Here is a 19383-nt window from a genome sequence, read left to right on the forward strand (position 1 = left end):
GCTAGACAAAGGACTGGAAAAAATACGTTGGCAATTAGCCAATCCTGACGGGAAATATTTAATTAAATTACGGGATTCAGATTGTCGTTATGATGATATTGAAGGGATTGAAGATGCAATCTTTGGTTTTTCTACTCCGGAACTAGAAGAAATTTTTATTAATTTGGATCTGAGTCAATTAGAACTGCGCTCAGAAGAAGAGTCTAAAGGTACGGGGGATGATATTTGGGATTTATTGCGACGGGCTAAAAAGAGGACAAATTTACGGTTGTTAATTCTGGCTCCTGGTGGACGAGGAAAAACAACTTTATTGCGTCATTTAGCCTATAACTACGCTCTAAAACAACCGAAACAAAATGCACCTTTTTTAATTCCTGTCTTTTTACGTTTACGGAGATGGCAGGAAGTGATTACCACCACAGAAGGATTAGATTTACCGACTTTAATTGAGCGACATCTTAAACAAGATATTTCTCAAGAATTAGATTTACCTCAGAACTGGGCTAAAAGTCATTTAACCCGTCAGCGAATGTTAGTGATGTTTGATGGTTTTGATGAAGTTAAACCCGAATATGCCGAAAAAGTCAGTCAATGGATTGGCAAACAGTGGCATGATTTTCGCCAAAACTATTTTATTTTAACCTCTCGTCCCAAAGGCTATCAAGCGTTTCGCTCTGAGCATAAACCTCGGCAAAAGGTGTTTATTAATGAATTTACCGATAAAAATATTCGGGATTTTGTGTATAAATGGTATTTCTGGCAAGAGCAGGAAACCAGAGTTAGCAGAAGTTTAAAAGCTAAACAAGAAGCTGCCGACAATAAAGCAAAGGATTTAATTAATCAGTTATTTGCTCTCGATGATTCCGAGGAAAGTTCTACTCTATTAGCCTTGGCGAGAAATCCCTTAAATCTGAATATGATAGTACAGTTACATCGGGCAAACTTTGGCTCGGGACAAAAATTACCTCAGCAACGAGTGGATTTATTTCGCCGAATTTTTGATCTGCAATTGATCACTCGCCCTCAAGCTAGGGGCATTGATATGATTTTAGATAATAATGAGGAAAATCATCGTCAACGGGTATTACAACAATTAGCCCTGAAAATGGGAAATACAACCACGATTGAATATTCGGAATTACTGAGTTCTATACAAAATTTTATTCAGGAATTGGGTTATCCTGAAAGCACTTCGGCTAAGGATTTTGTAGAGCGGTTAATTCATGTGAGCGAGTTAATTTTGAAAAGGGATGAATACTATGAGTTTGCCCATAATTTTTTTCAATCCTATTTAATTGCTTTGGAAGTTAAACGGTTAAAGCAGGAAAATTTACTCTGGGAAAATTGGGAGCAAAATCTCTGGTACGAGGCTTGTATTATGTATGCCACTTTATTGATTAATCCGACTGATTTTATTGTGTATTTCTATAATAAAGAAGATAATCCTAAAGCTCAGGGATTAGCGGAGCGATGTTATCGAGAATTACCTGTTAAAAAACGTCGAGGTTTGGAATTTTTAGAACAAAAACGACAGACTTCTCTCTTTACCCAACTAGAAACCTATCTGAAAAATGGCCAATGGCGCGAAGCCGATGAGGAAACGGCGCGGTTAATGTTGTTAATTGCTAAAAGGGAAGATGAAGGCTGGCTAGATGAAGAAAGCATTAACAACTTTCCCTGTGAAGAGTTACGCACGATTGATAAGCTCTGGGTAGATAATAGCGGCGGCAAATTTGGCTTTTCTGTGCAGAAAAAAGTCTGGCTGGATTGCGGTGGTGTCCCAGGGAAGTACGATTATGAGGTGTATGAAAAATTTGCCGACGAGGTGGGTTGGCGCAGGGGCGGAGACTGGTTGAGCTATGATCAGCTAACTTTTTTATTAGATGGTAGTAAACACGCACACCTACCTCACCTGATATATGGTTGGGATATAAAAGAGTGGGTAGATCGAGGGGTAGAAGTTAGAATCTCTTTTCTCGCGCAGCGACTTGTAACCTGTAATATATCACAGACTTATACATCTTAAACCAGTAAAAAGCCCCCCTTATCAAGGGGGGTTGGGGGGATCAAACCTATGCAATTAACCAATTATTTTAAACCAGTAAAAAGCCCCCCTTATCAAGGGGGGTTGGGGGGATCAAATTCAACCAGTAAAAAGCCCCCCTTGATAAGGGGGGCTAAGTACGGTAACATGACTAACCAGAAAGTAAGCTTATGCAATTAACCAATCATCATCATCTACCCTACAATCCCAAACTCGTAGAACGAGCCAAAGAACTCCGTAAAAATATGACCAAAGCTGAAAGAAAACTTTGGTATGAATACTTAAAAAATTTTCAATATAGAGTTCATCGTCAAAGACCGATTGATCAATTTATTGTTGACTTTTATTGCCCAGAATTAAAATTAGTGATTGAAATTGATGGTGATAGTCATAATAGGGAAGATGCTCAGAACTATGACTTAGAAAGAACCCAAATTTTATCAGGTTATGGATTAACAGTAATCCGCTTTACTAATCAAGAAGTTTTGAGTAATTTTGAGGGAGTTTGTGGAGTAATTGGAAGTTTGATCCCCCCAACCCCCCTTGATAAGGGGGGCTTTGATCCCTCCTTATTAAGGGGCTTTGATCCCCCCAACCCCCCTTGATAAGGGGGGCTTTGATCCCTCCTTATTAAGGGGGATCTGACAATTTTTAACACCTAACTAATTAGAGAGGAAAAGAATACCCAAAAAGGGCTCTTCGGGAATTGTTATGCAAATAATTAACTTAAAATAAAATTCGATGAGAGCGCCTACGCTCAAAAGTAGCTGAAATCCATACAGGGAAGGACTTAAGGCACAAACAGGTTAATACCAAAAGATAGACAATTGAGTTAAGATTTGATATAATAGCCAAAAACGAGATTATTTTACTTATGATACTTGACAAATTTTTGAACCTAAAAGGAACCTGTATTCAAGGCTATCTACACCTAGAAAATATCGGTATAGTTTGCCGAATCGAATCGAAAAATCAAAAAGCAACCTGTCCTCGTTGTGGGTTAGAGAGCGATAAACTCCACCAAAATCATCGACATTTAGTCAAAGATTTACCAATCTCAGGTCAACCAGTATACCTACAAGTTAATCGTCGTCAATTTAAGTGCGATAATTGTCAGAGACCCTTTAGCGAAGAGTTAGATTTTGTCGCCAAGAAACGAACCTATACGAAAAGACTAGCCGCAAATATACTCGAACAATTAAAAGAAGGAGATATTTTAAATGTTAGTCGAATAAATGACGTAACGGAAGAAGAGATTCAAAGAATGATAGAGGACATCGCCGAAGAAATTACAGAGCCAGACCTATCGGAATTAAAAAGACTAGGAATTGATGAAATCGCTCTAGTCAAAGGACAAAAAAATTACTGTGCGGTTTTAGTAAATTTAGATACGGGAAAACTAATAGCTATTCTAGAGAAGCGAACACAAGAAGAGTTGAGAGAAACGCTTACGGGCTGGGGAAAAGAGGTGTTAGAGCAAATTGAAGAAGTGAGCATAGACCTTTGGTTGCCTTATAAAAATTTGGTGAAAGAATTGATGCCATCGGCCGAAGTAGTCGCCGATAGATTCCATGTAATGAAACAAATTAATCAAGAGTTAGACGAACAGAGAAGAGCAGAAAAAAGAGCCGTAGAAGCGCAGAAAAATAAAAAACAGAAAGCAGAAAAAGAAGCCAAGCTAGAAGTTTTAAAGCGAAGTAAATATAGCCTGTTAAAAAATGAAGAAGATTTAACGGAACCCCAAAAAATTAAACTAGAAGCTATCAAAGAAAAATTCCCAAATTTGAAAAAGATGCAGGAATTAAAGGAAGAATTTAGAAAGATTTATGAAACCTCAGAGAATCCGACAGAGGGAATGCTATCCATCTCGGAATGGTTGGCAAAATCCTCCAGTGTTTTTACCAAGAGTTGTCAAACAATCCGAAACTGGTTTGGAGAAATAATTAGTTATTTCGAGCGAAGGACAACGAATGGGGTGGTCGAAGGAATCAACAATAAACTTAAACTAATAAAACGGAGAGGCTATGGCTTTAGAAACTTTCGGAATTTTTGGGTTAGAAGTATGTTATCTTGGCATCTTGTATGTTGATTTAGCATAAAGGGTAACGAAGAGCCCCAAAAAGTTCTATATACAACTTTTGCCACAGAGATCAAGGACAAAATCAAGGATTTACAATCTCGGTTTCTGAACAGTCCACTGGGTTACGGGGGCCATGGCTTTCCAACCTAAAAACTTGCCGACCGGTTCGGCTTTTTCAATGCCAATTCGCAGCAGTTCCCCTCCTAATTTACTATGCCATTGCAAGAGGACTAATTCGCTTTCAATTGTAACAGTGTTGGCAACAAGACGACCCCCGGGGCGCAGGGCTAACCAACAGGTTTCCAATAGGTGGGGTGTGGTGATACCGCCACCGATAAAAATAGCATCCGGTTGCGGTAAATCTTCCAGGGCGCTCGGTGCGATTCCGGCGACGATTTGCAGGTGGGGCGTTCCCAGGGCGGCGGCATTATCGGCAATGTATTGTAATCTGGTGGGATGATGTTCGATCGCAATAGCCTGGCAACGGCGATCGCTACGCAGCCACTCAATGGCAATGGAACCACAACCTGCCCCCACATCCCAGAGCAATTGTCCGGGTAGGGGAGCCAATGTACTCAGAGTGATAGCACGAACTTCTCTTTTTGTCAACTGTCCGTCATGATGGTAAGCAGAATCCGGCAGTCCGGGAAGGCGCGGCGCCAGGGTGGGGGGATGGGAGGAGATGCAGCTAATGGCGATGACATTTAGATCCGCCAGATATGTAAACTGCCAATCGTTGGCGATGCCTTCAATGTGGCGTTCTAGGGTTCCCCCTAGATGTTCTAAAACCGTGATGCGACTCTCGCCAAAACCTCCCTCCCTGAGAAGCCGAGCAGCGATCGCTGGAGTCTGGGCATCGGCACTCAGTACCAGCAGTTTAGCGCCGGGATAAAGCACCCCATTCAACCAAGCCGGAGGCCGACCGCACAAACTCAAAGTTTCCACTTCACTCAGAGGCCAACCCAAACGACTACAGGCAAGACTGAAGGCAGAAGGAGAGGGAATAATCGTCATTTCCTCAAGGGGAATCTGACGGGTGAGGGTGACACCAATTCCGTAGCACATGGGATCACCACTGGCCAAAACACAGACGGATTGACCACGACGGCGGATAATCTCGTTAACAGAGTCTTGGATGGGAGAAGTCCAGAGCAGTTTTTGCCGTTGATCCTCTGAGGGTAACATTGCCAGATGACGTTCACCACCGACAATAACTGATGCTAAAGAAAGCAGACTTCGCCCTACCGAACTTAACCCTTCTAAGCCATCTTCACCAATTCCTATGATCGATAGCCATTTCGACTGACAATTGCGATCCGCCATATTAAAAAAAATCGCTACTATTTCATTATCTGCCATCAGGCTCTATCCTTCAAACAAGATATAATCAGGTTATTGTCAAGTTAATTCAGAGGAAAAATTATGACCACCACCGCCGATGACGTTTGGAGATTATTAGCCGAATTAGTAGAAGCTCAAAAAGAGACAGAAAGATGCTTTCAAGAAACCGAGCGACGCTTTCAAGAAACCGAGCGGATTCTCAAAGAACAATCTTTAGAAACCGAGCGACGCTTTCAAGAAACCGAGCGGATTCTCAAAGAACAATCTTTAAAAACTGATCGCCAAATTACCAGAGTCAGTCAAGAAATTGGTAATCTTGGCGGTAAATGGGGACGTTTTGTCGAAAATATGGTAGCCCCAGCTTGTGAGACTTTATTTTTAAATCGTCAGATTCCCGTACATCAAGTTAGTCAAAGAGTCAGAAAACGTCTCGACGGTAAAACCTTAGAAATTGATGTGTTAGTAACTAATGAAAATCATGTGCTAGTAGTGGAAGTCAAAAGTAGTTTAAGTGTAGATGATGTCAAAGAATTAATCAAGAATCTAACAGAATTTAGACAATTTTTCCAGAATATAACCACAAACAATTATATGGGGCAGTAGCAGGCATTGAAATCGAAGAAGGAGCAGATAAATATGCCTATCGTCAAGGTTTATTTGTCTTGGCACAAAGGGGTGAAAATGTAGCGATTCTTAACGATACTGAGTTTCAACCAAAAACTTGGTAGGGGCTTTAAAAACAAGATGTAATCAGGTTATTGTCAAGTTAATTCAGAGGAAAAATTATGACCACCACCGCCGATGACGTTTGGAAATTATTAGCCGAATTAGTAGAAGCTCAAAAAGAGACAGAAAGATGCTTTCAAGAAACCGAGCGACGCTTTCAAGAAACCGAGCGACGCTTTCAAGAAACCGAGCGTATTCTCAAAGAACAATCTTTAAAAACCGATCGCCAAATTACCAGAGTCAGTCAAGAAATTGGTAATCTTGGGGGTAAATGGGGTCGTTTTGTCGAAAATATGGTAGCCCCAGCTTGTGAGACTTTATTTTTAAATCGTCAGATTCCCGTACATCAAGTTAGTCAAAGAGTCAGAAAACGTCTCGACGGTAAAACCTTAGAAATTGATGTGTTAGTAACTAATGAAAATCATGTGCTAGTAGTGGAAGTCAAAAGTAGTTTAAGTGTAGATGATGTCAAAGAATTAATCAAGAATCTAACAGAATTTAGACAATTTTTTCCAGAATATAACCACAAACAATTATATGGGGCAGTAGCAGGCATTGAAATCGAAGAAGGAGCAGATAAATATGCCTATCGTCAAGGTTTATTTGTCTTGGCACAAAGGGGTGAAAATGTAGCGATTCTTAACGATACTGAGTTTCAACCAAAAACTTGGTAGGGGCTTTAAAAACAAGATGTAATCAGGTTATTGTCAAGTTAATTCAGAGGAAAAATTATGACCACCACCGCCGATGACGTTTGGAAATTATTAGCCGAATTAGTAGAAGCTCAAAAAGAGACAGAAAGATGCTTTCAAGAAACCGAGCGCCGCTTTCAAGAAACTGATCGCCAAATTACCAGACTCAGTCAAGAAATTGGTAATCTTGGGGGTAAATGGGGTCGTTTTGTCGAAAATATGGTAGCCCCAGCTTGTGAGACTTTATTTTTAAATCGTCAGATTCCCGTACATCAAGTTAGTCAAAGAGTCAGAAAACGTCTCGACGGTAAAACCCTAGAAATTGATGTGTTAGTAACTAATGAGAATCATGTGCTAGTAGTGGAAGTCAAAAGTAGTTTAAGTGTAGATGATGTCAAAGAATTAATCAAGAATCTAACAGAATTTAGGCAATTTTTCCCAGAATATAACCACAAACAATTATATGGGGCAGTAGCAGGCATTGAAATCGAAGAAGGAGCAGATAAATATGCCTATCGTCAAGGTTTATTTGTCTTGGCACAAAGGGGTGAAAATGTAGCGATTCTTAACGATACTGAGTTTCAACCGAAAACGTGGTATAATATTTAAGCTTGTCTTTGGGAAAGTCCAGTGCAATTCTGGTACTGTGCCGCAGCTGTAATCAAGTAAAAAGTAAAAAGAGTACATCTTCCCTTTTTCCTTGCGAGTCAGAATGCCAATTACAAGTTTTTAATCGGTAGATAGACAAATAATTTTCTAACTACTTCTCTGCGTCGCATGGAGAACACACAAAGGTGAATTGGTTAGTTGAAGCAAATGCTTGTCCCGGTTTGTTTTATGGAACTGCTGCCCAGGATGGGTTTTTAATTCGTCTCCGCACCCCCGGTGGATGGCTCAATTCTCAACAGGGAAAAGCGATCGCCACTTGGCTCGAACAATGGCAGACGACAATACAAGTTACCAATCGGGCAAATCTGCAAATTCGCGGACTGCAAAAATCCCCCACTTTAGAAGAATTTCAAACCCTGCAAAAATTAGGGTTAGCTGCCCATAATCCCAGTATCGATCATCTGCGTAATATCATGTCCAGTCCCACGGCTGGAATTGACTGCCAAGAATCGATCGATACTCGTCCATTAGTCCAAGAATTAGATAATTTTATCCAAAATTATCCATCAATTGCCGAACTAAGTCCTAAATTTAGTATCGGTATCGATGGCGGTGGTGCAGTGGGAATTGGCACTGGTTCAACTATGGACTGGCAACACCGCTATAACGAGATTCAGCTATCGGCAATTACCGTCAATAATCCGACAAATTTAACTTCTCTTGTTTGCTTTCGATTAGCCCTCGGAGGAGATAAACAATTCTATGACACGGACTTATTAATTGAGCCAGAAAACTGTTTAGCTGTGGTGAAAGCTCTAGTAAAGGTTTATATCGATTATGTTCAACAAAACCCCAATATCAAGGGTAAAAAACCGAGGATGAAACACCTGCTTAAAGATTGGGGATTAGCAAAATATCTCGAACAAGTTAACTCTCAATTACATCGGACTTCTACCGGCATAATAAAAGGGCAAGAATACCGGCAGGCTGCCCATTCTACTCAACCCTATTTTCATCTGGGAATTCATCCTCAAAAGCAACCCGGATTATCTTATATTGGTCTATCATTAAGATTAGGGCAATTGACGGCTAATCAACTATGGGGATTAGCGACACTATCAGAAACTTTTGGCAGTGGTCAGTTACGATTAACCCCTTGGCAGACTGTTATATTACCCGATATTCCCGATGAAAAAGTGTCAGAATTGTTGCCAAAACTGGCATTCTTAGGATTATCCGCTTCTCTTGGATGGGATGCGGGGATAGTTGCCTGTAGCGGTAAACCGGGCTGTGCAGCGGCGGCCACTGCAACTCAAATTCATGCTTCTCTCTTGGCAGATTATTTGAAAGAACGCTTAACCTGCAATTCTCCTGTTAATATTCATTTGACAGGTTGTGCTAAATCCTGCGCTCAACCGGGTCCAGCCGAAATTACCCTTTTAGGAACCACCATCGAGGAAAATGGCCAAATACTAGAAGCTTATCAAGTCTATGTGGGTGATAGTCAAAAATTCTTAGAAACACCTATATTTGAGGGAGAATTTACCAAGATTCCCCCCCTCATAGCCCAAATTTTAAGCTCCCAAAACTCGAAAATTTTAGATAAATAGAATGGAATACATTAAGAATGGTGAGGAAATTTACCGCAAATCTTTTGCTATTATTCGGGCTGAAACTAACTGGGAAAATCTCCCCGATGATTTAGCTCCTGTGGCGGTTCGTCTAATTCATTCCTGTGGGATGACAGACATAACAAAAGATTTAGAAGCATCACCGGACGCGGTTAAAATCGGACGAAATGCCCTCGCTGGGGGTGCAGCAATTCTCTGTGATTCTCAAATGGTCGCTAATGGCATTACCAAAGCGCGTTTACCTAAAGATAATCCGATTATTTGTACCCTCAATCATCCAGAAGTAACCGAGTTAGCACGGCAAATTAATAATACCCGCTCCGCTGCCGCTTTAGAACTTTGGCGACCTCATTTAGCTGGAGCAGTGGTGGCCATTGGTAATGCACCAACCGCACTTTTTCGCCTACTAGAATTGCTCGATCAAAATGTAGATAAACCGGCTTTGATTTTAGGCTTTCCCGTGGGATTTGTGGGAGCGGCAGAGTCGAAAATAGAATTAGCAACTAATAGTCGTGGCGTGCCATTTATTACCCTGCACGGACGTAGGGGAGGCAGCGCAATCGCAGCAGCAGCAGTCAATGCTTTAGCAAAAGAGAACGAATTATGAATAAATTAGGCAAACTTTATGGATTAGGAATCGGGCCCGGCGATCCCGAATTGTTGACGCTCAAAGCACACCGAATTCTCACAACTGTTCCGGTAATTGCTTATCCTACCTTAGAAAGTGGCAAAGTTTTGGCACGGGCAATTGTGTCGGATTTTATCCGTCCCGAGCAGATAGAAATTCCCATGCCTTTACCTTTTAGTGTCGAGCGCAGTTCTCAACCTCATTATGATATTGCCGCCGAAAATATCGCCGAACAGTTAAAATTAGGTCTAGATGTGGCGGTGCTATGTGTGGGCGATCCGATGTTGTATGGCACGTTTATGTATATTTTTAATCGCTTGTGTGATCGCTTTTCCATTGAAGTCGTGCCGGGTATTTCTTCAGTGATGGCAAGTGCAGCAATGCTGGGTGTACCTATCACTTATCGAAATGACGTATTTAGTATTATGCCCGCTACTTTAGAGGCGGAAATATTGCGGGATCGCCTAGCCTTTATCGATGCAGCGGCGATTATTAAATTGGGCAGACATTTCGCTAAAGTTCGCAATATTCTCGAGGAATTAGGATTATTAGAACGCGCCCTCTACATCGAACGAGCAACCTTACCCAATCAGCAAATTATTCCGATTACAGAAGTCGATCCAGAGGCTGCTACTTACTGGTCATTAATTCTGATTCCTAGTAAAACTAAACCTCAATAACTCTATAGACACTAAGTTAAATCTTCTATCCCCTACCTGACAGAACCTATAGGGTTTAGATAATATTATGAAAATGTCTTTTCTTCGTTGCTTTTTTTGTTGCATAGGAGGCTATATACAGCGTTTCTCGGATTGATAAGTAGGTAGGCGTTAAAAATTATCAGATGCCCCCCTTATCAAGGGGGGATTAAGGGGGGATCCCCCCGCCTATCGGCACCCCCCTTATCAAGGGGGGCAGGGGGGATCGAACCTAAAATCTATTTTTAATTTAATTATAACCAGCTACTTAAGGTAATCTATTTTATTCTCCGTTCTCTGTCACCTAAAAATAACTACCATGTCCGATTCTCCTGAATCTATCCGCAATACTAGCGTCAGCGATCAAGCTACTAATAATGATGCTCTCGGATTTGAGCCTTATGTAATAGCGATCGCTGAATTTTTGTTGCATCAGCAGACACAACCACCCCTAACTTTATCGGTTGAGGGAGAGTGGGGTAGTGGCAAGTCTTCTTTTATGAAAATGTTAGAGGAATATTTACGAAAAAAGGGAGGTCGGACGGTTTGGTTTAATGCTTGGCGACACGATAAGGCGGAGTCGGTATGGGCAGCCTTTGCGCTGTCTTTTATTAAGCAGATTTCTACGCCCAAAAATTGGCGAGATTTGCCTCGAATTATCCTAGTACACTTTAAATTACAATTATTGCGTTTTAACTTAGAAAAAGGCTTGTTTGAATTAATTAAAGCTTTACCAGTAATAATTTTTGTGATTTGTGCCTCAATTGCCATTCCCTTTATTTTAATCGGTTATGGCGTTGAAGGAATTAACGAATTAATCAGAGCAACAACCTCTCAAGATGTTTTTTGGAGCAAAATTAATTCAGTTTTTAAATTATTATTTACTGCGGTCGGTGTCACCTTATCAGGAGCGGGGATTTTCGCTGGTATTAAGAGTTTATTGAGAAATTTTCAAAGGTTACTCCAAAACCCCAAAAACAACCTAATTAAATATATAGAAGCCCCAGATTATAAAAAACAATCGGCATTTGTAGAAGAATTTCATGAAGATTTTGCTAAAATTGTCGATGCCTATGTTGGCAATGATCGGGTATATGTATTTATTGACGATTTAGATCGTTGTGAACATCCAAAATCAGCGGACTTGATGCAAGCGATTAATTTGATGATTGCTGATGATCCTTCAGTGGTGTTTATTTTAGGAATGGACAGAGAAAAAGTAGCCGCTAGTTTAGCGGTAAAATACGAAAACATTCTCAAGTATTTACCGTCGGAAACCACAGAAATTGATCCTGATATTTTAGCGAGACGTAGTGCTAATAAAGGGTTAGCTTATGGTTATACCTTTATTGAAAAGTTTGTCCAGCTTCCCTTTTTAGTTCCCCAACCATCCCGGTCAGATTTTGAGCGTTTTTTGATTCAGCTTGCTACTTCAACTCCTCCCAATTTACAGCCAGCTAAACCTCGTTTTACATTTTTTCAGTCATTCTGGGGTAAGTTTAAGTTAGCTTTACCCTGGAGAAATAATTCGCAAAAGCATCTCACTTCTGCAACAAGTAATCAGACAAGTGATTTAAAAAACTTGTCTCTAGATAATCCTTCGATAGAATCTGAACAAACCGAAAAAGAGAAAGCACGAGCATCTGTAATTAAGCGATTAGAAGCGATTCAAGTCAACAAATCTGATAATAGAGATTCCCAAACAGTGCGGAATATCATTATGATGGTGGCTCCCGCATTGGATTACAATCCGCGACGGATTAAACACTTTATCAATGTCTTTCGTCTCAAGGTTTATATCGCTAATGAAACTGGTTTATTTTTTGAGGAGCGAGATGAGAATGATAATTTGTTAGATCCTTCTTTGACTTTTGAACAGTTAGGTAAATTTACTGCCATTAGTTTAAAATGGCCATTGTTATTATCAGATTTAGAAAATGATAAGCGAATTTTAGCAAAACTAGAAGAATTTGCACTAGATGAAGAAAAAACCAAAGAATATGAAGAGTCGCTTCGCTATTGGGGTAGTCATATTAAGCTAAAAGCTTTAATGGCTTACGGTCATGACAAATTGGCAGCTAACTCTAAATTTAGCTTGGCAGAGGTAAATGTTGATAAATTATTACAAGTATCACCCAAGGTAATTCGGTTAGATAATGAGCCTATTCAACAAAAACAAATTTCCGATATTGAAATTATCCAAAAGATTACCTCATTGCCTCATATTAAAATTAGCCAAAATATTACCTCATTGCCTCCAGACTTTCACTTAGAAATGGTGGATATACCCGCCGGTAAATTTAACATGGGTTCTAATCAGTATGAAGATGAAAAACCGATACATGAAGTAATTGTGCCAGCATTTCAGATAGGCAAATATCCCGTAACCCAAGCACAGTATCAAGCGGTGATGGGATATAATCCTTCGATAGCGGCATATTATCCTTTAAAGTTTTCAGGAAATCCCCAGAACCCGGTAGAATCCATTAGTTGGTTTAATGCTCAAGCTTTTTGTGAAAACCTGAGCCAGTTAACTGGAAAAAACTACCGTTTGCCTACAGAAACAGAATGGGAATATGCCTGTCGCGCTGGTACAGAAACCCTATTTAGTTTTGGCGATGATAAAGATAAACTAGGAGATTATGCCTGGTTTCGTGCTAATTCAAATAATACAACCCATCCTGTTGGGGAAAAACAGCCTAATCCTTGGGGAATTTATGATATGCACGGCAATGTTTGGGAATGGTGTGCTGATGAATATCATGAAAGTTATGTTAATAAACCAGAAAATATTAAAGAAAATGGCAGTATTCCATGGTATGGTGGTTATTTAAGTACCAAACCATCACTTCGTGGCGGCGCTTGTGACTCCTATCCCGGGCTTTGCCGTTCCGCATATCGCGGCGACAGCGATGTTCACGGCCAGGGACACGGTTTTCGTGTTGTGTGCGATCTCCCCCAATCAGTTAACAGTTAACAGTTAACTTTTATCAGTTGGGGGCCACTATTGGCGCAATAATATTATTGTAGGGGCGAATTGCATTCGCCCTCTTTGAATAACTTCTACTGCTCACCTATAGGTGAGGGAAAGTCACAAATAGGAGATGCAGCCGATAATTTTCTGGAAATATAGTCTTTAAACCCTTGTCTGGCAAAACTACAAGGAATGATAAGCAATGATTATCACACAAAGTCGAGGAGAGCCATAGGGGGAGCCTGAGAATGGAGATCGCTGTAGTTAGCCATCACCGCTTTTTATGGTTACTTTAATGTTAGAATCGAATCACTTCTTTTAGGTTTTGCTATGCGTGCGATTGAAACCACTGGTATCCTCAATACCCAGGGACAAATTCAACTTGATCATCCTATTCCCCAAGAAAAAGATCGGTTTGTACGCGTCATTCTTTTGATGTCGGAGGATGAACTGAACGAAAAAAACTGGCTAGATGCCGTTTCCCATAACCCTAGCTTTGCTTTTCTGCAAGATACCGAAGAAGATATTTATACCCTTAACGATGGACAACCTGTAACTAATGAAGGGTAAAATTGTATTAATTCAATTTCCCTTCGACGATTTATCTTCCAGTAAGGTTCGTCCTGCTTATTGCCTAACCAATCAAATTGGAGGCTATCAACACATTATCTTTGCCCTAATTAGGGTTTGCTGAAAAAGTTTTTCTTGGGGGCAGGGTGTGGGGTGTGGGGTGTGGGGTGTAGGGTTTTACCGATTTTGAAGGGGTCAATTACCTAATTTTCAGGGAAAAAGTCCCTGAATTTTCCCCCCGATCACTCCCATATCTGGTACTTTTTGATTGACAAAAACTCTAAAAGTCTTAACCAACAAGGGTTTTACCATTATTCAGCCAGCCCTAATTACCAGTCGTATTCCAGAAAATCCCCTTCATACAGATATTATTCTGAGACCAGAAAGTCCAGATTTTATGATCAGTGGTCTTCGCCAATCGTCAGCCATCAGACTTGATCATTTAGTAACACTTCGATCTTCACTGATTCAGCGTGAACTAGGCTCATTATCATTAAAAACACAAACCTTAATTGTAGATATTTTGTCCGATATTCTACGTTCTTAAAAAAAATACAATCACTGATTTCTTCGGGGGCATTATTTAACGCAGTTTTTGGCTTTAAATTACGATAAATTTGTCTGTTATATACGTTACGCTATGCTAAGATATTCTACCGTTACTGCTACAATTGGCTCCAAAGACCACTATAACCAACTAAAACCATGACTCAAGCCACTTTTGCAGAAATACTAGAAGCAACTGAACAACTTCCCCCAGAAGATCAAGAACAACTTATTCACATTTTAAAAAAGTGAAAGACATTAACGAGGCTCAACAATACCTCAACAACTAATGGAAGAGATTCCGGCAAGATTAAAATAAATTAAGGTCATCTGGCCGCAGTCAGTTTTAACCGACTGAAAATATTACTTGGTCTGAGGAGCTTTTTCAAATTGACAGACGATCGCGTTTATTGGTTAGCATGGTCAAGTATTGCTGGAGTTGGGTCAATTTCCCTAAAGCGACTCTATCAACATTTTGGCAGTGTCGCTGTGGCCTGGAATGCCACCGATACTGCGATCGCAGAAGTGGCGGGATTTGGCAAAAAGTTAATGGTAGCGGTACGGGAAGGGCGATCGCAAATTGACCCAGAAGCTCTTTTCGCCGAACATATCCAGAAAAACCCCCTTTTTTGGACTCCTAGCGACCCAGAATATCCCCGCTTTCTCTGGGAAATTCCCAGTCCTCCCCCCTTACTTTACTATCAAGGAAAGGTCAATTTAGAGGAAAATCAGGGAAATATCCCCACCGTCGCCATTGTGGGTACTCGTAACCCCACGGATCACGGCCGGCGCTGGGCGCGGCGCTTAAGTACCCTTTTGGCCCAACAGGGATTTACTATTGTTTCTGGTATGGCCGAAGGAATTGATGGCGAGGCACACCAAAGCTGTTTAAAAGCGGGGGGAAGAACGATTGCCGTCTTGGGAACGGGGGTCGATGTGGTTTATCCTAGTCGTCATCGGCAGCTACACGCGGACATCCAAAAGCAGGGTTTAGTTATTAGTGAACATCCTGCCGCAACTCAGCCGAATAAAGCCCATTTTCCCAGTCGTAATCGCATTATCGCCGGTTTAAGTCGCGCGACTATTGTTATCGAGGCCCCCGAAAGGTCAGGCTCCCTAATCACAGCTAATTATGCTAACGAATTCGGCGGCGATATCTATGCTTTACCCAATTCTCCCGATATTGCTGCCGCTAGGGGTTGTTTACAACTGATTCATCAGGGGGCAGAAATTATCGTTTCTGAGGAGAAATTATTAGAAATGTTGGGGGCAATTCCCACCACGAACCAATCCGCACCAGTTAATCTCTCCCCTTCACTCCCTCTAGAGACATCCCCGGCCTTTAATCCTGCTCCTCCAGTCAATCTAGAACCTAGACTAGCACAAGTGTATCAGTTATTTGACAGAGATGCCCTGTTGTTTGACATTATTGTTGAAAAAATGCAAATCCCCACCTCAGAAGTGGCGGGGATCTTATTGGAATTAGAATTAATGGGTTTAGTGACTCAGTTACCCGGTATGCGTTACCAGAAAACCTAGTTAACTCCCAGGAGTTTATTTAGGGTATTAGCTAAAGTGGTTCTCGGTACAGCCCCGACCACCATATCAACTTTTTGACCTTCTTTGAAGATCATCAGAGTAGGAATACTGCGAATCCCGTACTGACTAGCGATAATGGGGTTTTCGTCGGTGTTGAGTTTCACCACCTTGACTTGCCCTTCGAACTGTTTGGCAATTTCTTCGACAACGGGAGCCACCATTCGACAGGGGCCGCACCAAGGAGCCCAGAAGTCTACTAGGACAAGGTCGGCACTATCTAAAACTTCGACTTTAAAGTTGGCATCTGTAACTGCAGGAACCTCTGACATACTTAAGAAATCCTCTAGTAATCACGGTTATCTAGAATACGCAAAAATTCCATTCTAGAGATTCGTGGTGCGATGTTGACATTCCACTGGTGAAAAGGACGAGAACTAGCTCTAAATCCACTATAGAGGCCTTAACTTGCATCAGAGGTAGCTTCTTGGATTAATTTCACAAGGGGTATTCTTCTATTTTATAACCCTAGAGGCTCTATTTTGACTTTTTTTTGATAAAGTTTTGTAATATTGCCCGAGTCAGGGATGGGTGATCACAGCCGGATAAAATTTTCTTGAAGAAAAACCCGAAAAGTCAGCGATTTTATCTAGACTTAACCTGAGTTTGATTATGATCGCCATAGGCCACCTCCTAATTGAGCTTTTCTATGAAAATTCTGGTCTTAAATGCGGGATCGAGCAGTCAAAAAAGTTGTTTGTACGATTTAGAGTTTCTCCCTGGCCATCCTCCGCAACCAATTTGGCAAGCGGGGATCGATTGGACAGTTAACCCTGATTACGCGGTTTTAACGGTAAAAGCTCAGGGAATTAAACAGGAAATTAATCTTTCTAGTCAGGATCGTCCGGCAGGAATTGCTCGGATGTTAGATACCTTAGTCACTGGCGAAACTAAGGTAGTAGCCAACCTCGCCGACATTAGTATAGTCGGTCATCGAGTTGTCCATGGTGGCACGGAATATTCCCAGGCTACCATGATCACTCCCCAGGTCAAAGAAACGATTAAAAAGCTGATTCCCCTGGCTCCTAGCCATAATCCCGCTCATTTAGAAGGAATTGAAGCGATCGAGCAAGTTTTGGGCGATGTTCCTCAAGTAGCAGTGTTTGACACCGCTTTTCATCGTTCTATCCCTCCCGAATCTTCTCTTTATCCCATTCCTTACCAATGGAGTGAACTGGGAATCCGTCGCTATGGTTTTCATGGCACCAGTCATCAGTACTGCTCCCAACGAGCCGCCGAATTGTTAGGAAAACCCCTGGAATCCTTGAAAATGGTGATCTGTCATCTGGGCAATGGTGCTTCCCTATCGGCAGTCAAGGGGGGTAAAAGTATCGATACTACTATGGGATTTACTCCCCTAGAGGGATTGATGATGGGAACCCGCAGCGGTTCGATCGATCCAGGGATTCTGATTTATCTAGAGCGAGAATATCAATATAATCCCGATAGTTTAAATAGTTTACTCAATAAAGAATCGGGTTTAAAGGGAATTTCTGGTATTTCTGGGGATATGCGGGCAATTACGACGGCGATGGCCGAAGGCAACGAGAGGGCAAAATTAGCATTTGAGATGTATATTCATCGTCTGAAAAGTTTAATCGGATCGATGATTGCTTCTCTGGAGGGGTTGGATGTGTTGGTATTTACGGCAGGAATCGGCGAAAATTCAGCTTTAGTACGGGAAAAAGCCAGTCAAGGCTGGTCTTTTTTCGGTTTAGAGTTAGATTTAGCTAAAAATGCCGCTCGTCCCCGGGATGAGGATATCGCCAGCGAGACATCTAAAGTACGCGTGATGGTAATTGCTACGGCGGAAGATTGGGCGATCGCACGAGAATGCTGGCATTTATCTCCATAGACCTTACCTTTGGCCATTCTCTTTTGGCTGTTCCGTTGCGGGAATCTCCATAATCGGATGGTTAAGAGCAATCATCAAATGGTCTCCCTCTTGGCTAATACTGCTCGGACTGCTCGCCATTTGGGAGAGGGGATCATTGCGTCCCGAGACGAAGTAGGAGCCAACAGCGATCGCCATAGCGGTGAAAATTGCGCCACCATAAACATAATATTGCCGACGACGCTGACCATCGACTTTTCTGAACACCTGTTCTGCTAATCGGTCGCTGGCCATAGTAGCCGGTACGGGAATTTGCTTTAAATTAGTTTGTAATCCCAAGAGCTGCTGATAGAGTTTTTTAGCGGCAGCATCATGGTCTAACCAATGCTGAACTAGCTTCCGTTCCTCTACCGTTACTTCGTTATCAATATAGGCGCTAATTAAATCGAAACGATGAGCTTCTTCGTTATCCTCATCTAAGAATAAAATATCCTCGGTTGCGGAGTTGGAATCGCTGTCATCGTGACGTAACAAAGACTTGATCCATTGAACGTCTTCGGGTTGATAATTATTCATGGTTGACCTCGACCAGAAGCGATCGGTATACAATCACTTTTTACCAGCACGGAGCTAGTTAAATTTAACGACTCCTCATTTCGACCGTTAGTGCCGAATCACCACAATTTTATTTAGCCTTCCGTAAAATAGGGCTGTAAAACAGATTGTAATTTAGCGCGAGCGCGAGCAATGCGGGATTTAACAGTTCCTAAAGAAACTCCCGTCATCTCGGCAATTTCTTCGTAGGCCATGCCTTCAATTTCTCGCAGAATAATAGTTGTCCGAAAAGCTTCTGGTAAATCAGCGATCGCCGCCTGTAATTGATCGTAGAATTCGTGGGTGGTGAGATGTTCATCGGGACTGGGGTAATCGGACTCGATATCCCAATCGATTTCGCCATCTTCCACGCGCCGGGGAGCATCGAGGGAAATGGGGTGATTAACCCGCTTGCGTTTCCGCAATTCGTCGTAAAAAAGATTAGTGGCAATGCGACTTAACCAACCGCGGAACTTGAGGGGTTCATGGAGACGGTTAATATTGCGATAGACGCGAATCCAGACCTCTTGAGCCAAATCAGCGCGATCTTGCCAATCGGGAGCCAAATGATAGAGTAATTTATCAATATGAGCTTGATAGCGCCGCAGCAGTTCCGCAAAAGCTGCTCGATCGGGCTGGCACCCTTCCTGACAGCGTGCAATTAGATCGTAGTTGGAGAGTTTGTCAGGGGACACGGGGTTTTGAGACTTTTTGGCCTCAAGTGACCAAGATGCTGGAATCGATTGACTCATGGGATTTCCTCTAGGGATATAAACTCCTCACTCAGAGCTTGAGGACGGGAGAATTCAGTAAAGGTTCC

General features: G+C 41.7%; 16 protein-coding genes, 1 pseudogene and 1 riboswitch. Of the genes and pseudogenes, 13 read left to right on the forward strand and 4 right to left on the reverse strand.

What is annotated here, in order from left to right:
* Window positions 1-163 precede the first annotated feature (163 nt).
* From MAE_RS01195 to MAE_RS01205, 3 genes are all read left to right on the forward strand, one after another.
* Window positions 164-2026: a GUN4 domain-containing protein gene (locus MAE_RS01195; protein WP_231859694.1), complete on the forward strand. Its 1863-nt coding sequence runs from the start codon at window positions 164-166 to the stop codon at window positions 2024-2026.
* A 188-nt stretch (window positions 2027-2214) separates the two neighbouring features.
* Entirely contained in the window at window positions 2215-2649 is a 435-nt protein-coding gene (locus MAE_RS01200) for an endonuclease domain-containing protein (RefSeq protein WP_012263968.1), read from the forward strand.
* 269 nt (window positions 2650-2918) lie between these two features.
* A complete protein-coding gene (locus tag MAE_RS01205) occupies window positions 2919-4133 on the forward strand; it encodes an ISL3-like element ISMae36 family transposase (protein ID WP_012263890.1) in 1215 nt (404 codons plus the stop codon).
* 81 nt (window positions 4134-4214) lie between these two features.
* Here the strand turns inward: MAE_RS01205 and cbiE are convergent, their stop codons facing one another.
* Window positions 4215-5483, reverse strand: coding sequence for a precorrin-6y C5,15-methyltransferase (decarboxylating) subunit CbiE (gene cbiE / locus MAE_RS01210; RefSeq protein WP_080506920.1), 1269 nt, complete (start codon window positions 5481-5483; stop codon window positions 4215-4217).
* 63 nt (window positions 5484-5546) lie between these two features.
* On the opposite strand from cbiE, the pseudogene MAE_RS01215 reads away from it, so the two are divergent.
* The 9 genes and pseudogenes from MAE_RS01215 to dprA all read left to right on the forward strand — a co-directional run bounded on the left by MAE_RS01215 (window position 5547) and on the right by dprA (window position 16078).
* Window positions 5547-6193: pseudogene (locus tag MAE_RS01215) on the forward strand (DUF3782 domain-containing protein).
* Window positions 6194-6250: 57 nt separating this feature from the next.
* Window positions 6251-6865, forward strand: a complete 615-nt coding sequence (locus MAE_RS01220; RefSeq protein WP_012263971.1) for a hypothetical protein — start codon at window positions 6251-6253, stop codon at window positions 6863-6865.
* Window positions 6866-6922: 57 nt separating this feature from the next.
* A complete protein-coding gene (locus MAE_RS01225; protein WP_012263972.1) occupies window positions 6923-7492 on the forward strand; it encodes an NERD domain-containing protein in 570 nt (189 codons plus the stop codon).
* Window positions 7463-7621, forward strand: a riboswitch (cobalamin riboswitch). Its footprint overlaps the gene before it by 30 nt.
* Before the next feature lie 56 nt (window positions 7622-7677).
* Window positions 7678-9102 carry a precorrin-3B synthase gene (gene cobG / locus MAE_RS01230; protein ID WP_041803627.1) on the forward strand — a complete coding sequence of 475 codons (1425 nt, stop codon included), beginning with the start codon at window positions 7678-7680 and terminating at the stop codon, window positions 9100-9102.
* Between the two features lies 1 nt (window position 9103).
* Window positions 9104-9730 carry a precorrin-8X methylmutase gene (locus tag MAE_RS01235; protein WP_012263974.1) on the forward strand — a complete coding sequence of 209 codons (627 nt, stop codon included), beginning with the start codon at window positions 9104-9106 and terminating at the stop codon, window positions 9728-9730.
* Window positions 9727-10431, forward strand: a complete 705-nt coding sequence (cobI, locus tag MAE_RS01240) for a precorrin-2 C(20)-methyltransferase (protein WP_012263975.1) — start codon at window positions 9727-9729, stop codon at window positions 10429-10431. The genes MAE_RS01235 and cobI overlap by 4 nt, the downstream gene beginning before the upstream one ends.
* Window positions 10432-10768: 337 nt before the next feature.
* The gene (locus MAE_RS01245; protein WP_012263976.1) at window positions 10769-13426 is read left to right on the forward strand and encodes an SUMF1/EgtB/PvdO family nonheme iron enzyme; all 2658 of its coding nucleotides are present in this window, start codon (window positions 10769-10771) and stop codon (window positions 13424-13426) included.
* A 327-nt stretch (window positions 13427-13753) separates the two neighbouring features.
* Complete coding sequence (locus tag MAE_RS01250) at window positions 13754-13993, forward strand: hypothetical protein (RefSeq protein ID WP_002797650.1); 240 nt, start codon at window positions 13754-13756, stop codon at window positions 13991-13993.
* Between the two features lie 936 nt (window positions 13994-14929).
* Window positions 14930-16078: a DNA-processing protein DprA gene (dprA, locus tag MAE_RS01255; RefSeq protein ID WP_012263978.1), complete on the forward strand. Its 1149-nt coding sequence runs from the start codon at window positions 14930-14932 to the stop codon at window positions 16076-16078.
* Here dprA and trxA read toward each other — a convergent pair.
* A complete protein-coding gene (gene trxA / locus MAE_RS01260; RefSeq protein WP_012263979.1) occupies window positions 16075-16407 on the reverse strand; it encodes a thioredoxin in 333 nt (110 codons plus the stop codon). The two genes, dprA and trxA, sit on opposite strands and share 4 nt — an antisense overlap.
* A gap of 377 nt (window positions 16408-16784) precedes the next feature.
* Between trxA and MAE_RS01265 the strand changes: the two genes are divergently transcribed.
* Entirely contained in the window at window positions 16785-17990 is a 1206-nt protein-coding gene (locus MAE_RS01265; RefSeq protein ID WP_002797653.1) for an acetate kinase, read from the forward strand.
* A 3-nt stretch (window positions 17991-17993) separates the two neighbouring features.
* Here MAE_RS01265 and MAE_RS01270 read toward each other — a convergent pair whose 3' ends face one another.
* Together MAE_RS01270 and MAE_RS01275 are read right to left on the reverse strand one after the other, a co-directional pair.
* A complete protein-coding gene (locus tag MAE_RS01270; RefSeq protein WP_002797655.1) occupies window positions 17994-18545 on the reverse strand; it encodes an anti-sigma factor family protein in 552 nt (183 codons plus the stop codon).
* Between the two features lie 113 nt (window positions 18546-18658).
* Window positions 18659-19315, reverse strand: a complete 657-nt coding sequence (locus MAE_RS01275; protein WP_002759776.1) for a sigma-70 family RNA polymerase sigma factor — start codon at window positions 19313-19315, stop codon at window positions 18659-18661.
* Window positions 19316-19383 lie beyond the last annotated feature (68 nt).

The organism is Microcystis aeruginosa NIES-843 (genome assembly GCF_000010625.1).
Lineage (GTDB): Bacteria > Cyanobacteriota > Cyanobacteriia > Cyanobacteriales > Microcystaceae > Microcystis > Microcystis aeruginosa.